Here is a 13,362-nt window from a genome sequence, read left to right on the forward strand (position 1 = left end):
CGATGCGGGGGCACGTCCATCGCCAGCGGGGGTTGCTGTTGGGATCCGCCCAGCTTGTTGGTCCGGCGCGAGCCCCGTCCCTGACGGCCGCCCTGCTGCTCACGGCCTCCGTCGCGTTCGCTCAGCCCGCGCCCAGTGCCGCGCCCGCGCCCAGTGCCGCGCCCGCGTCCAGTGCCGCGCCCGCGCCTGCGCCCACCGCCGCGCCCGCGCCCACCGCCGCGCCCGCGTCCAGTGCCGCGCCTGCGCCCAGCGCCGCATCCGCGCCCAGCGCCGCATCCGCGCCCAGTGCCGCATCCGCGCCCAGTGCCGCGCCCGCGCCCGCGCCCCCACCCGGCGCCGCGCCGCCTCCGTACTACTATCCCCCACCGTACTACTACCCCGCGCCGCCGCCTCCGCTCCCCCCGCGGGAGCTTCCCTACAAGGGCGAATCCACCGCGCCCCAGGGCTACCACGCCGACAGTCGCGTGCGCCGCGGGCCGATCATTGCGGGAGCGACGCTGGCTGGCTCGACCTATTTCGTGAACCTGATGGCCGCGAGCATCATAGAGAACGCCGGCGATTCCGATACTCGTACCACGCTGTTGTACGTGCCCGGCGTCGGCTCCTGGGGTTACGCGTTCGAGGGCTGCAGCGGCGCGTGCAGCGCCATCGCGCTGCACTCCGCCGCACACACCGCCGGTGTGGTGTTGTTGGTGTACGGCATGGCGGTGCCCAAGCAGATCTGGGTACGGAACGACGTGGGCTTCAGCGTGGTTCCGCTCGCAGGTCAGGGCATCCAGGGCATCAGCGCCGCTGGAACGTTCTGAGCTCCCGCTTGCGTGGCGCTCACTCGCGAAAGTCGCGGCGTTCGAGGATGAAGTGCTCGAGCACGTGGTCGTAGTAGGCGTCGGTGGTCCCCACGTGGCGGAGCCCGATGCGTCGCGCCACGGCGAGTGAGCGCGCGTTCGGCGTTTCTACGACGGCGTGCAGGACGGGTAGCTTCAGCTCGTGGAAGCCGTAGCGGAGCAAAGCGCGGCCCATCTCGGTTGCGAAACCGCGGCCCCAGTGGGCGCGCGCGAGGTGCCAGCCGACTTCGATGTCGTTGCTGGGCTCGCGGTCGGTGCCTGATTTCGGCAGCGGCTTGAGCAGAGCCGTGCCGACCATCTCGCCGCTCTCGGCGTCGAAGGTGGGCCACGAGCCTTGCCCCTCTGGAAAGCGGGCAATCCGCCCGATGATTTGCCGGAGGTGTTCGCGCTGGGCGTCGAGATCCGCGACCAGGTTCCCGCCGATGAAGCGCACGACCTCCGGATCTCCGTACAGGGCAAAGGCCCCGGCTACGTCACGCTCCGGGTCCCACGCTCGCGCGAAGAGCCTCTCTGTCGTGAACACTGCGGGGGGCTCGGGGTGCGCTGGGGACCGGCCGTTCGACACTGGAGGTGCCTCCTTCGGGGAGCTTGCCATGCTTTGGAGTCATTCGGCGCGTGCGCTCGCACGTGCGCCGTGCGTGCGAGCACGCGATTTGCGGCTTGCTCGTGCGGCGCTGCAGGGGATTTCTGCATGGCACGGAACATGGATCTCGTCGCGACCTCACGGCGAGGGGCGAATCTCCGCTCAGCGCGAATAGAGGAGTGAACCATGCATGTCCGCAAACTCGTCCAAGGCGCGACGCTTGCTGTGCTTCTGAGCGGAGCGGTGACCGCGTGTGGTGGCGCCGACGGTTCGGAAGAAGCGACCGAGCAGTCCGTGCAGGAGCCGATCACGGTCTTGGACAACTGCGCCACGGGGGCGAATGCAAACGCGATTGGCTACTTGACCAACGCGGGTGCAGTGGATGCCTACACGCGAACCTGGCAACAGATCGTCGCCTGCAAGATCATGGGCAGCTACAGCCCCACGACCATCGTCGATTTCAACGTGAACGGCGTGCTCACGCACACCTACGACTTCTATGCGTCACCGCAGTGGACCGTCGCACCCAGCACGAAGTCCGACTGCGAGGACGTCGTGGTCGCGCTCCGGGTGCAACGGCGCAATACGACGACCGGCGCCTGGGAGAACTTCCCGGGCAACTACAAGGAGAAGCGGGGGAGCTGGCAACCCTTCGTCGGCTGCGTACTTCCAGGGTACGTGTCGATCCGCCGTATCAACTCCAACTCGTACGGGCAGACGGAGACGAATCGGTACCGTGCCCGGGCGGTGGCGAACCAACCCAACGGTACCAACGGGTCGATCACGATCACGGGCGTCAACCGCGGCTGACAAGGACTGAAGAACGAGCACGGCGGGTTCCGCGCCGGACCAACAATCCGGCGCGGAAAACTCGGGACGCGCGGCCATTGGCTCTCTCGGCGCGCGGAGTGTCGGCGGCGACCGTTGCGCGTCACTTTACACGCCGGGGCGGCGAGCTTACGAAATCGGTCATGCGCCGCCTTCCCAGCCTGATCGCATTGATGCTCTCCTTTGCGGTACCCGTGCTTGCGGCAGCCCAGCCCGTCGACCCGCCGGCGGAAGGCGCGGCGGGGCAGGACAACGCGGGCACCTTGCCGGACGCTCCGGACGCGCCGCCGAGCGAGCCTGCGGAAGCCGCGCCCGCGCCGAGCGCACCCGCGCCCGCCCCGACCACGGATGCGCCGCCACCTGGTTATGGGCAAGCGCCGCCTCCGGGGTACGGTGAAGCGCCGCCGCCTTCGGACCCGTATCTTCCGCCCTTGGAGCGAAGCTACCCCGCGCCGCCGCCGCCCCAGGCTCCGGACAAGGAAGGCTTCTCGATGCCGCCGTGGTCCGCACGTATCGATCCCTTCAACTGGCTGCTCGAAGGGCGCTTGGGGTTGGAGCTCGAGGCGGGCGTGCTCGACTTCATGACGGTGGAGCTGGTGCCCACCTTCGTGGTCAACGACAGGCCGCCGACGTTGAACCTCAGTGGTGCGCCGGACGTGCTGCGGCAGGAGTCCAACGGTCTCGGGCCCATCAGTGGTGGAGCGTTGGATGTCGGGCTGTGGCTGGATGGCAAGGCGTTTCGCGGCTACGTGATTCGCGTGGGTGTGGCCACCTACGGCTACACCTATCGCACGGAGGACGACGCGGGGGACATCGACAGCGTCGACTCGAGCGAGACCGAGGGGTTTGCGATGTTCGGCAGCCACGCTCGCTGGGGCGCGTTCACGATCGCCGGGGGCATCGGCCTCGGCGTGCAGCTCTCGAAGGAATCTCGCTGCTTCCCGGATGGCGCCACGTCCGTGACCCAGGCCCGGAGCAGCGGATGTGACGATGAGCTTCAGATATCGACGAAGCGAGATGCCAGCGAGATCGTCAACCTCCACAGCAGCATCTATCCCGTGGACTTGTTTGGCCGTTTCTCCCTGGGAATCGTGATCGACTGAGGCAGCGTGTCAGATCCGCCCAGGGTCCGGCGAAGACCCTGGAGTGTGGTTTTCCCGAGGTCACCGACCCCTGCGCCGGCGCTCCAGCCGGCTCAGGAACTCTTCAGACTGCGCTGAGGCGGCCCTCAAGCAGGCAACCGCGGGAGTCCGCACAGTAGTCGTCGGGTCGACGGGCTTCCCGAGGGGCAGAGCGCATGGGTGCGCTCTCAGCCTTTCGTGGAACGAGGTGGGACCCGCCAATCCCGGAGAAGAACATGCGAAACACCGTACTGCTGTTGGCTTCCGTCGTTTTCCTGTCTGCCGCCGCGTGCGACAAGGCGCCCAAAGAAGACGCCGTAGAGAACAACTTCAACCTTGGCGCCTTGGGCAAGGACAAGGACAAGTTCAACCTGGCGAAGGACAAGGACAAGTTCAACCTGGCGAAGGACAAGGACAAGTTCAACCTGGCGAAGGACAAGGACAAGTTCAACCTGGCGAAGGACAAGGACAAGTTCAACCTGGCGAAGGACAAGGACAAGTTCAACCTGGCGAAGGACAAGGACAAGTTCAACCTGGCGAAGGACAAGGACAAGCTTCAGGGCGCCACACCACTGCTCGCCAAATGAAGCGTCTCCTGGTGTTGGCCTTTGCCGGCTGGCACCTGGCGTTCCTGCTGTTTCGAAACCCCGTCAGCGTTCGTCAGGCGTCGTTCGACGCTTGGGTGAGCGAGCGGCGCGCCGGCTCGAGCTGGGCCGGCCGTGCCGCGGCGGAGGTGCTCGACGGGTTGGATCGCGCCTTCATGCGCTACGAGCACGCGCTGGGGCTGGACCAGGGCTGGCGCATGTTCGTGGCGCCACTGGCGCGGGACGTCGCGTTCCCGGCGGTGCGCATCGAGCTCGATGACGGTACCAGCGTGACGCTACGGTCCGAGAACGAGCCCGCGGATCCCGACGGGTTCTTTCTGCGGCCCGCCAAGGAACGTCTGCGCAAGCACGAGACCCAGGTGGTGAGCAGCGAGCTCGCGGACATGGGCCTTTCCAGCTACTGGGAGCGGTACTTGACGCTGACCTGTCGTCAGTGGCGCGCCGCTCATCCCGAGGATGGCCGTCGCGTGGTCGGCCTCACGCTGCTCCGGCGCAGCTATTCCTTGCCCGCGCCGGACCAACAACACCCGGCCTATGGGCAGGCGCGAGTCGATGAGGTGGGGAGCATGAGAGGGGACGCGTGCAACTCTTCCGGCGAGTGAGGCGTTTCTGGACGGAACCGGTGCGACCCGAGCCGTTGGCGGCGTTTCGCATCGCGGCTGGTGTCAGCATCACGCTCTCCGTGCTGCTCGGCATGGCCGGCAACCTGAAGCTGATGTTCGGCGACGGCGGGCTCATCCCCGGCTCCACGGCAGAGGAAGTGCTGGCGCGCACCGGGCGTCTGTCGCTCAAGCACGGAGCGCTCGACGGAGCGCTGGGGTCGTGGCTCCTGATGGGGCTGCTCTTGGGTGCTCTCGTGTGCGTGACGCTCGGCTACCGCACACGGATTGCCGCGGCAGTGGGCTACGTGATCTTGGTTTCCTTCACTCAGCGCAGCCTGACGCTCACCAACGGCGGGGATGACCTCGCGGTGCACGCGCTGTTCTACTTGGTGCTGGCTCCCGCGGGGGCGGTATGGAGCCTCGATGCCCGACGCAGCGGGGGGAGCAGCGCGGTGCCGGCCTGGGCGCTCCGGCTGATGCAGATCCAGCTGTGTTTGATCTACTCGGCTACCGCGCTCTCCAAGATCGCCGTGGCCGGACCGCAGGATTGGCTCACAGGGGAGGCCGTGTACTGGGCGTTGAACGACATCACTCTCACGCGCTGGTCCTACGCGCTGTTGCCGGTGCCGATGTTCCTGTGTCGGATCCTGACCTGGAGCACGCTCCTGTTCGAGGTCTCTTTCCCGCTCTTGGTGTGGTGGTCGAGGACGCGAAAGTGGCTCTTGCTCGCCGGGCTCGGCCTGCACCTCGGGATCCTGCTCACGCTGCAGGTGGGCTTCTTCAGCCCGAACATCCTGGTGTTCTATCTGCTGTTTGTTCCGGCCGAGTCCCTGGTGGCGGCGCGGCAGTGGCTCTTGGAGCGGAAGCGCGCTTGGGGCTCGACGTCAGTGGCCGTCGCTCGGCTCGGTGACGAAGCGCGTTAGGAAGAACAGCGCGCCCATGGCCGCGTATCCGGCGGCCCACGGCCAGGCCGGTGAAAGATCCACCACCGTGTCTCCCGGGGTGAAGCGGTACGAGTGCATCAGGCCTACGGCAGAGAGCGCGGCGCCGGCCCAGCACCAGATGGCGGCGCGGGTGAAGCGCCGCTCGATCAGCTCTACCGTCGCTGCGGAGAGGATCATCGCGGTGAAGATGAAGCCCTGCTCCAGAGCGAAGGCGCCGTGGATCCAGGTGTCGGAGGCGCGGAAGGCCTCGATCAGATCAGGGCCGAAGGCTGGGCCCGCGGGGCCGCCGACACCGGCAGCGCGTAGACCGTTCTTCGCGAGCAGCGCGCCCCAGGCGCCGACTCCCGGCAGCAGCCCGACGACCACGGCGGGGGCATGCGCTTTGGGGACGGCTTGGAACGCCTGAGCGCTGATCACGATGCCTATCCACAGCACGATGGCCATGCCGGCATCCACCGGCACCGCCCACACGATGTGCGCCAGGGTGCCAGTCAAGCACACGATGGTGAAGAAGCCGGCGTTCAAGATGGAGTAGCCGGCGCGAGCGCCCATTGCCTTCCAGCCTGGATGGCCGATGTAGATGGTGGTCGGGAAACAGGAGCCGAAGGCGGCGGCGGCCAGGGTGCCGAGACCGTTCACGGCCAGGGAGGGCGCGGTCGGGTAGCGATCTCCGGCAGCCTCCGCGGACTCCAGGTTCTGGAGCGAGCCGACCACGTTGAAGAGGCCCATGGGGATGATCACGGCGAAGTAGCTGGTGAGATTGCCGGCCGCGATGGACGCCAGCAGATCTCCGAGCACGGGGACTGGGGCGTGCAACGAGATGCCACCGGGCGAGCCGCCGGTGGGAGCGATGCCGGTGATCCAACCGAGCAGCGTGCCGAGGGCCACGGCGACGAAGCCACCGGGGAGGCGTCCTTTGAAGCGCACGCGACCGAAGTAGACGAGCAACACGACGGCGAGGGTGGTCATGCCCACGATGGGCCGCGCGAAGGTGCGGAACAGAAAGCCCAAGGAGATGAAGCCCAGGGCGATGCCCGCCAAGGTGGAGAGCATGGCGGCGCGTGGGGCGGCGCGGCGAAGCTTCTCGGCAACGAACGCGCCGGATAACTCGATGACCCCCGAGCCCAAGGTCGCTGCCAGGCCGGCTTGCCACGCCACTCGGGCCGGATCCGCGGCGCCGGCGCCTTGGGCGGCGAGCTTCGCCGGCAGCATCACCAAGAACACGTGGCCAAAGAGGGACACCGTGTTGATGCCGTAGGGCAGGGCGCACACGTCGGTGCGACCGGTTTCGTCGGCCAGCTTCTTCGCTTGGCGCGCGTAGTACAGGTTGCCGACCACCAGGGACACGGCCACGCCGGGGAGCACGCGGCCGTACACGAGCTCGTTCGAGAAGCCGAGGATGTGACGACAGAGGGCGTCGACCAACAAGAGCTGGACGAGGTTGTCGAGGGCCAGACCGAAGAAGCCGTCCACGTCCCCACGCGAGAACCAGCGCATGGCGCTCTTCTATCTCCGTCCGCCGTCGGCGCGCTAGCCGAGGCGCTCGCGGATGGCCTCGGCCGTACGTTCCCGCACGAACCGGTGACGCGCCTCCGTGGTGTGGCGCGGGTGCCAGAGCAGCATCATGGGCAGGGCCGGCAGGTCCAGCGGGGGCTTGGCGAGCACGAGCTTCACGGTGCTGGTCCTCACCAGATCGTCCGGCAGCGTGGAGACGAGCGTGGTGCGCGCGACGATGGCCGCTGCCGAGGCGAACGAGGAAACGGACGCAGCTACGCGGCGGGAGAGCCCGTGCTGTTCCAGATAGTCGTCCACGAAGCCGCGTCCGCTGGCGTCCGGTCCCGCGAGCACGTGATCCGCAGCGGCGTAGGACGCCAGAGTGAAGCGCCGACGCGGGTGCTTGGGGGAAGAAACCACCACGAAGCGGCGGTCGTACACGTGCTTCTGGACGAACTCCGACAGATCCACGCGCCCCGCGGATGCGGGCAGCGCCGCGAGATCTGGGCTGAGCGCGAGATCCACCTCGCCTCGGCGGCTCTCACTCACGCTCTCCAGTGACAGGCGCCGCAGCCGGATGTCGAGGTTCGGAGCCTCGCGCCAGATCCGAGCCAAGATGGCGTCGGCGAAAGCCTGCTGAGTCTCGTCGCCCATCGCCAGCGTCACGATGCCATGAGCCGTATTGGGGTGAAACGGCGCCTCACTTTCGAAGACCAAGCGGGCGGCGTGGATGGCAGCCTCCACCTTGGGCTCGAGGGCCTGTGCCCGTGGGGTTGGCACCAACGTGCGACCGGTGCGCACGAACAGCGGATCATCCAGTGCGCTGCGCAGGCGCGCGAGCGTGCGGCTCATGGCGGGCTGGGTGACCCCCAGCTCCCGCGCCGCCGCGGTGACGCTACGGGTCTCCAGCAAGCGGTCGAAAGCCACCAACAGGTTCAGATCGAGAGCGGCCAGATTCATGAGTCTTGTGCATGAATAATATCAAAAACATGCATTGGTGGTATTCGAAGATCCGCCCCATGCTGAAGCTCATTGAAGGAGGAAACAGCCATGAATCAGGAGCTTCACGTCGTGTTCGGTGCCGGTCAGATTGGTCCCCATCTGGCGCGAAAGCTGATTGCCAGCGGGCATCGCGTCCGCATCGTGCGTCGCTCCGACAAGCCCGTGGGCACTCCCGGGGTGGAGGTCGTCGCCGGCGACGCTCGGGACGCGGGCTTCGCGATCCGTGCCAGCGAAGGCGCCACCGTGATCTACCACTGCATGAATCCAGGGGAGTACTCTAGCCGCGTGTGGGAAGAGGACGTACCGCGCCTCGGCGAAGCGCTGATCGCGGCAGCCCTCGAGCACGATGCTCGGCTGGTGGTGCTCGACAATCTCTACGCCTACGGTCCCCTCCAGGGGCGCAGGACTGAAGAGACGCCGCTCTTGGCTGCGGGGCGCAAGGGCCAGGTGCGGGTGCGCTGGGCCGAGCGCCTGGAGCAGGCGCGCGTGGAGCAAGGGCTGCGCTACGTCGCCGGCAGGGCCGGGGACTTCTTCGGCGAAGGCGCCGACCAAGCCCTGGTGTCCCCCGACGCCGTGCGCGGCATCCGCAAGGGCAAGCGTCCCATTGCCCTCGGGGACGTGGACGCGCCCCATGCCTTCAGCTACACCCTGGATGTCGCGGCGGCCCTCGCGGCGCTGGGGGAAGCGAAGCAGGACGTGGAGGGAACGGTGTTCCACCTTCCGGTTCATGAGGTGAGCCCCCGCGAGCTGTTCAGCCGCATCGGACGCGAGCTTGGAGTAGAGCGCGTCGAGCCGCGTCGCATCGCCCGTTGGGTCTTGTGGGTTCTAGCGCCGTTCGTCGCGTTGTTCCGCGAGCTGCTCGAGACCTACTACCAGTGGGATGGTCCGTTCCTGGTGGACGATTCGCGCTTCCGGGCACGTTTTTCGGGCGTGGGTGTCTCGCTCTCCGAGGCCGTGCAGAAGACGGCCGCCCTGGCCCACTCGGAAGGGGGCACGATGGCGCGGGCGGCGCATGCGTGAAAGACTCGTCGCGTGCGTGGGGTCATCGGAGTCGTTGTTTTGGTCGCCGGATGTGGCGGTGGCACGAGCTCCGACCTCGAGCCCGGGGGGCCGGACGCCGCGTCGGCGTGCGCCATCCCTGCGCAGACCAGCTACCTGAAGACCAACCGGACCATCGGCAAGTGCCCGCCGGCCGCAAGCCCGGCGTGCTCCAGCACCCTCTTCTCCGGCCCGCCTTTGCTGACGTCCGACGACCTCCAACCCGGAGCGCATTTCGTGGCGGTGTCGGGCGAGTACTTGCTCGCGGAGACGGCGTCGATGGAACCGCTCGTGGTTCGCATGCATCCGGAAGATGCGCCTGTCGCGTACTCGTTTGCCGCGCCTCTCGCGGCAGGGCAACGCGCCGTGGACCTCGATGGGAACTATGTGTTGACCTGCTCGACGTCCGACTGCCGCGTGTTTCGCAGGGAAGGGCTGTCTTTGTACGAGCTTCCGGCGCCCCCCATGACTGATGCGACCAAGGTCGTGGACTGGCTCTCTCAGGACGCCGTGTGCGTCGTCGGAGACGGTGCAAGCTGCTTCGACGGAACCGCTTGGCACGAGCTGGTTCCCAAGGGTCAGCGCTTCGCCGCAGCGAGCGCCACGCTTTCCGCAATCTGGCTGGCCGGCGAGGGCGGGCACGTCGCCCTCGCGACATGGTCCTGTGTAGAGGCGATTGAAAGTGGCACCGACGCCGACTTGACGTCCATCTCCGCAGACACCCAGCGTGAGCTGTGGGCGGTGGTATCCGGGAAGCAAGGGGCGTTGAGCTACGTGAGCCCCGAGGAGAGCGTTTCCTGCAATGTGAGCTCGACCTCTCCCGTGGTGCTGCGAGACTGGGGTCGAGACTGGGGCTGGGACGTTGCGGATCAGCACGACCAGCAATGGATTTTCGGTGAAAGCTCAGTCCTCCGGGGCAAGCCGGCGGTCGATGCCGACTGGTGCGTGTCGGAGATCGGAGAGCCCGCGCTGGACGTGACGTCGTTTGACTGCGGCGTCGCGGAAAACGTCCGCGTGCTCACGTCCACCCGCCTGCTCGGGAACGCGCAATGCGCTTTGGATTGATGCGAGCTTGATGTAGACACGAGACCGTGCCCGACGAGACACCCCGCCGCGGACGCTTCGGCTTCGCGGTGTTTTCGGCCGTGCTGTTGGGGAGCGGCGCGCTCTTGACCATGACGCTGGCGCGCGATTGCAGCGCGGGCAAAGACACCGTCCAGAGCTACATTGCTGCCGTACGGGGGGGAGAGGCCGTGAGCCCTGCCGTGGGCGGCAGCGAGGCCGCGGTGTTGACCGCTGTGCTCAGCAAGAGCGAAAGCGTCTCCGTCGACAACTTTCAGTCTCAAGCCGGCACCAGTTGCTACTGGCTCGACGTACGCGCGGCGGGCAAGTCGACTTCCGTCCAGGTGGTGCTTTCGGAGTCCGAGAGCGGGATGCGGGTCATCGCGGCGTCCATCCGGCGCGATTGCAGCTGTCCCGATCCGGACTTCGAGCAGCGCTGCCACCTGGTGGATTGACTCAGAGCGGCTCGAACTCGCCCCAGCCGCGCTTGTCCGGATACTCGCGCCACGGGCCTTCGCAGCGGTGTCGCGCTTGGCAAGCGTTGCACGGTGGTCCGTACGCCTTGCCTTCCGCGATGCGCCACTTCGTGTAGTCCCCGGACGCGCCGCCCAGATCCACGACGGTGGTGGGCGGGATGCGCCCTTCCACTGCCAGCTCTGCCATGCCGCGCAAGAAACACAGCGGAATGGCTTCCGTCACGAGGTGGGCCTCGTGTGCCTGTGCGCGCTCGCGAGCCCGCCGCAAGGGTTCGACCACGTCTGCCAGCCGCGGGACGACCTCGTCGAACAGCTCGTAGGCCGTGCCGACGGGATGCACGAACGCGAGCTGCAGATGGCGCGCGCCGAGCTCTCCCAAGAGGTTCACCGTGTCCGCCAGGTACGCCAGATTGGTACGCGTGATCACCGTGTTGGTGAGCAGCGGTACGCCTCGAGCCACGACGTTTCGAATCCCGTTCACCGTCTGCTCGAAGCTCCCTGGCGTGCGCGTGAGCGCGTCGTGGACTTCCGCACGTGGACCGTGAAGGCTGAGCGCGAACTCGCTCGCCCCGGCCTCGATCAGCTCCGTCAAGCGGGCGGGGTACGACAGCAAGCGCCCGTTGCTCTGGATCTGGATGTGTCGGTAGCCCCCGAGCTTGGCCCCCTTGACCAGGGATACCAGGCGCTTGTGCACGGTCGGCTCGCCTCCGGTGAACACCACCGAGCTCGCGTGTGCTCGTGCCGAGAGTAGCTCCGCCAACAGCCGGCGGCCGTCCACGGCGGGGAGCCGCTCGCGCTTGTCCCCTTGCGCGCAGAACACGCAGCGGTTGTTGCAGGCGAAGCCCACCTTCAGATCCAGGCGACGCGCGGCGGACACGATGAAAGTGTGAAGCCCAGGGGCGACTCAGCCCATGATTTGAGTCAATCCCCCCGCGGGAGCTTCATCACGTACGCACCATCGACCCAGTAGAGAGCCTCGGGCTCGAGCACCATCGCCTCCACCGAGCTCGCGCGCGGTGCCACCACCGTGAGGTTCGTCGTGCTCGTGGCATCCGCAGGCAGGCGCACGATCTGGTGTCGCGTCACCCCCAGGGTGAGAGCCACGTAGATGCTTCGAGCATCTGCTCGAATGCCCCGGGCGCCTTCGATCCTGCCCAGGGAGGTCGGCGCTCCGCCCTTCGTGTCGAGGGACATCAGCTGGTCTCCTTCAGCCAGCCACAGCAGCCGCTGGCCAGCGACCGTGAGCTGAGGGTTCCCTGCGGCGTGCGCTTCGCGGCAGAGCTCCCGCGGGGCCCCGTCGTTGGGCGCGAAAGACAAGGAGTAGGTGGAGGACAGAACGCCGCCACCGGTCAAATAGTAAACCCCGGCGTCGTCTGCTGCTGCGCCGTGGATGGACCCGGTCGCGATTTGTTCCGCCTCTCCGCCGCTCCAGCTCACTTTGAAGAGCCCGCTCTGGACGTAGTACACGTATCGAGCGTTCGAGGTGAACGGGGAGCGGTGGACCGAGTTCTGAGCCAGCTGCCGGACGACCCCCCCGGATGCATTTCTGAGCTCGAGGTCGTGGACCCAGTCTGCCTCGTCCTTCACCCGTGACAGTGTGAACAGCGCGCCGACCTGCGCTTCCACGGCGTGCGTTTCATCTGCGGTGGAGACGCTGGTCACGGCACCACCGGTCTTCGACAGCAACTCCAGGTCTCCCGTAGCCAGCACCAGCCGCTTGCCGTCCGTAGCCATGTCGTGAACGTCGTCCACCATCAAAGCGTCTCTGTGTGCCAGCTGTGCGATCCGCGGTGTCCGCGGGAAGCAGGTGCCCATGGCCTCCACGTCCTGGTTCATTTCCTCGTGGTCCACCATTCGGAGCAGGTTCACGGAGCGATCGACTTCCGTGCGTAGTACGCGTTTCACCTTCAATACTCGGTTCTCCGGACCCACCACCTCCAATCCCACGAGGTCCTTGATGGACAGCTCCGAGAGCTTCTGGTCGGTAGGTACGGAGAGGCGGGCCGCCATGCCGGGCGCAGGTGGGTCCTTGAAGTTCAGGATGCGCTTTCCGTCCTTGGTCTCCACCCGCGCCAAACACTCGCCGGCCGGCGTCGGGTAGCGGACGTAGTGCACCGTTTCGTCGGGTGGGAGCTCCATCTGCGACAGACCCATGAGCACGATCACGGCGACGGCGAAGCAGGCGACTGGTGCTCCCAGTGCCATCACCACGACGAACCCGTTGACGAGCAGCGTCTGCATGCCAAAGGACGACGCATTCCGACGCACGGTGTCTTCCAACCCCGTGGTGACGACGGCTTGTCGGTGCGCCACGCGCGCCATCGCTTCGTTGGTGACGATGTTGTCTGCCTGGCAGTAGCCGCAACGCACCAACGCCTTGGCTCCGGCCTGGAGGGAGGCGCCGCACACGTGGCACCGCGCCGGCTCACCGGGGGCCGCTGGCGGCGCGGCGGCGCAGCTCTCCAAGAGCTTCTGCCGACTGCGCCGAAGCCACCACACCCCCGCTGCCCCTGACAACAGCACCAAGAGCAGGGGTCCGAACCCCAGGGTGGCGGTGAGCCAGACGTTGTCCGGGCCGGGCCCGAGCACGAGCACCAAGGCGAACAGGGCGAATGGCGCGACCACGAGGACGAGCACCACCAGGAACAGTGCGGAGTAGAGCCAGGACCGCGTGATCGCACGACGCTGCAGTCCGCCGAGCTGACGGCGTCGTGTGCTCATGCCCCGCAGAACCGCGATGGCGGCGTAGATCTCACGCCGGG

Annotated in this window: 14 protein-coding genes; 9 read left to right on the forward strand and 5 right to left on the reverse strand. The window is 67.2% G+C overall.

The features are described 5' to 3' along the window. Nucleotides 1–2: 2 nt before the first annotated feature. Nucleotides 3–806, forward strand: coding sequence for a hypothetical protein (locus H6717_31915; protein MCB9581681.1), 804 nt, complete (start codon nucleotides 3–5; stop codon nucleotides 804–806). Nucleotides 807–825: 19 nt separating this feature from the next. Here H6717_31915 and H6717_31920 read toward each other — a convergent pair whose 3' ends face one another. Continuing rightward, nucleotides 826–1,368 carry a GNAT family N-acetyltransferase gene (locus tag H6717_31920; protein ID MCB9581682.1) on the reverse strand — a complete coding sequence of 181 codons (543 nt, stop codon included), beginning with the start codon at nucleotides 1,366–1,368 and terminating at the stop codon, nucleotides 826–828. Nucleotides 1,369–1,614: 246 nt separating this feature from the next. Here H6717_31920 and H6717_31925 point away from each other — a divergent pair, with 246 nt between their 5' ends. The 5 genes from H6717_31925 (at nucleotide 1,615) to H6717_31945 (ending at nucleotide 5,507) form a co-directional block, all read left to right on the forward strand. Beyond that, nucleotides 1,615–2,238, forward strand: a complete 624-nt coding sequence (locus H6717_31925; GenBank protein MCB9581683.1) for a hypothetical protein — start codon at nucleotides 1,615–1,617, stop codon at nucleotides 2,236–2,238. A 161-nt stretch (nucleotides 2,239–2,399) separates the two neighbouring features. Continuing rightward, nucleotides 2,400–3,359 carry a hypothetical protein gene (locus tag H6717_31930; GenBank protein MCB9581684.1) on the forward strand — a complete coding sequence of 320 codons (960 nt, stop codon included), beginning with the start codon at nucleotides 2,400–2,402 and terminating at the stop codon, nucleotides 3,357–3,359. Nucleotides 3,360–3,613: 254 nt separating this feature from the next. After that, nucleotides 3,614–3,964: a hypothetical protein gene (locus tag H6717_31935; protein ID MCB9581685.1), complete on the forward strand. Its 351-nt coding sequence runs from the start codon at nucleotides 3,614–3,616 to the stop codon at nucleotides 3,962–3,964. Then, nucleotides 3,961–4,584, forward strand: coding sequence for a hypothetical protein (locus H6717_31940; protein MCB9581686.1), 624 nt, complete (start codon nucleotides 3,961–3,963; stop codon nucleotides 4,582–4,584). Before H6717_31935 ends, H6717_31940 begins: the two co-directional genes overlap by 4 nt. Then, nucleotides 4,581–5,507, forward strand: a complete 927-nt coding sequence (locus H6717_31945) for an HTTM domain-containing protein (protein ID MCB9581687.1) — start codon at nucleotides 4,581–4,583, stop codon at nucleotides 5,505–5,507. The genes H6717_31940 and H6717_31945 overlap by 4 nt, the downstream gene beginning before the upstream one ends. Here the strand turns inward: H6717_31945 and H6717_31950 are convergent. After that, a complete protein-coding gene (locus H6717_31950; protein MCB9581688.1) occupies nucleotides 5,469–7,025 on the reverse strand; it encodes an NCS2 family permease in 1,557 nt (518 codons plus the stop codon). The genes H6717_31945 and H6717_31950 overlap by 39 nt on opposite strands. A 33-nt stretch (nucleotides 7,026–7,058) precedes the next feature. Next, nucleotides 7,059–7,982, reverse strand: coding sequence for a LysR family transcriptional regulator (locus H6717_31955; protein MCB9581689.1), 924 nt, complete (start codon nucleotides 7,980–7,982; stop codon nucleotides 7,059–7,061). A gap of 90 nt (nucleotides 7,983–8,072) precedes the next feature. On the opposite strand from H6717_31955, the gene H6717_31960 reads away from it, so the two are divergent. Genes H6717_31960 through H6717_31970 form a run of 3 tightly spaced genes read left to right on the forward strand, consistent with a single transcriptional unit; the run spans nucleotide 8,073 to nucleotide 10,579 of the window. Further along, nucleotides 8,073–9,044, forward strand: coding sequence for an NAD-dependent epimerase/dehydratase family protein (locus H6717_31960; protein MCB9581690.1), 972 nt, complete (start codon nucleotides 8,073–8,075; stop codon nucleotides 9,042–9,044). A 12-nt stretch (nucleotides 9,045–9,056) separates the two neighbouring features. Further along, a complete protein-coding gene (locus H6717_31965) occupies nucleotides 9,057–10,127 on the forward strand; it encodes a hypothetical protein (GenBank protein ID MCB9581691.1) in 1,071 nt (356 codons plus the stop codon). 26 nt (nucleotides 10,128–10,153) lie between these two features. Continuing rightward, nucleotides 10,154–10,579 (forward strand): hypothetical protein, encoded by a 426-nt coding sequence (locus H6717_31970; GenBank protein MCB9581692.1) that lies wholly within the window; start codon nucleotides 10,154–10,156, stop codon nucleotides 10,577–10,579. Between the two features lies 1 nt (nucleotide 10,580). On the opposite strand, the gene H6717_31975 is transcribed toward H6717_31970, so the two are convergent. Beyond that, the gene (locus H6717_31975) at nucleotides 10,581–11,477 is read right to left on the reverse strand and encodes a radical SAM protein (protein ID MCB9581693.1); all 897 of its coding nucleotides are present in this window, start codon (nucleotides 11,475–11,477) and stop codon (nucleotides 10,581–10,583) included. 44 nt (nucleotides 11,478–11,521) lie between these two features. Then, nucleotides 11,522–13,321 (reverse strand): hypothetical protein, encoded by a 1,800-nt coding sequence (locus H6717_31980; protein MCB9581694.1) that lies wholly within the window; start codon nucleotides 13,319–13,321, stop codon nucleotides 11,522–11,524. Nucleotides 13,322–13,362: the final 41 nt, after the last annotated feature.

It is taken from the genome of Polyangiaceae bacterium, from assembly GCA_020633235.1.
GTDB lineage: Bacteria > Myxococcota_A > Polyangia > Polyangiales > Polyangiaceae > JACKEA01.

What these genes read in the sequence shown, in the direction of transcription:
- H6717_31930 (MCB9581684.1), top strand. Translation starts at nt 2,400, where the DNA reads ATGCGCCGCCTTCCCAGCCTGATCGCATTGATGCTCTCCTTTGCGGTA.
- H6717_31950 (MCB9581688.1), bottom strand. Translation starts at nt 7,025, where the DNA reads ATGCGCTGGTTCTCGCGTGGGGACGTGGACGGCTTCTTCGGTCTGGCC.
- H6717_31915 (MCB9581681.1), top strand. Translation starts at nt 3, where the DNA reads ATGCGGGGGCACGTCCATCGCCAGCGGGGGTTGCTGTTGGGATCCGCC.
- H6717_31960 (MCB9581690.1), top strand. Translation starts at nt 8,073, where the DNA reads ATGAATCAGGAGCTTCACGTCGTGTTCGGTGCCGGTCAGATTGGTCCC.
- H6717_31980 (MCB9581694.1), bottom strand. Translation starts at nt 13,321, where the DNA reads ATGAGCACACGACGCCGTCAGCTCGGCGGACTGCAGCGTCGTGCGATC.
- H6717_31935 (MCB9581685.1), top strand. Translation starts at nt 3,614, where the DNA reads ATGCGAAACACCGTACTGCTGTTGGCTTCCGTCGTTTTCCTGTCTGCC.
- H6717_31940 (MCB9581686.1), top strand. Translation starts at nt 3,961, where the DNA reads ATGAAGCGTCTCCTGGTGTTGGCCTTTGCCGGCTGGCACCTGGCGTTC.
- H6717_31955 (MCB9581689.1), bottom strand. Translation starts at nt 7,982, where the DNA reads ATGAATCTGGCCGCTCTCGATCTGAACCTGTTGGTGGCTTTCGACCGC.
- H6717_31925 (MCB9581683.1), top strand. Translation starts at nt 1,615, where the DNA reads ATGCATGTCCGCAAACTCGTCCAAGGCGCGACGCTTGCTGTGCTTCTG.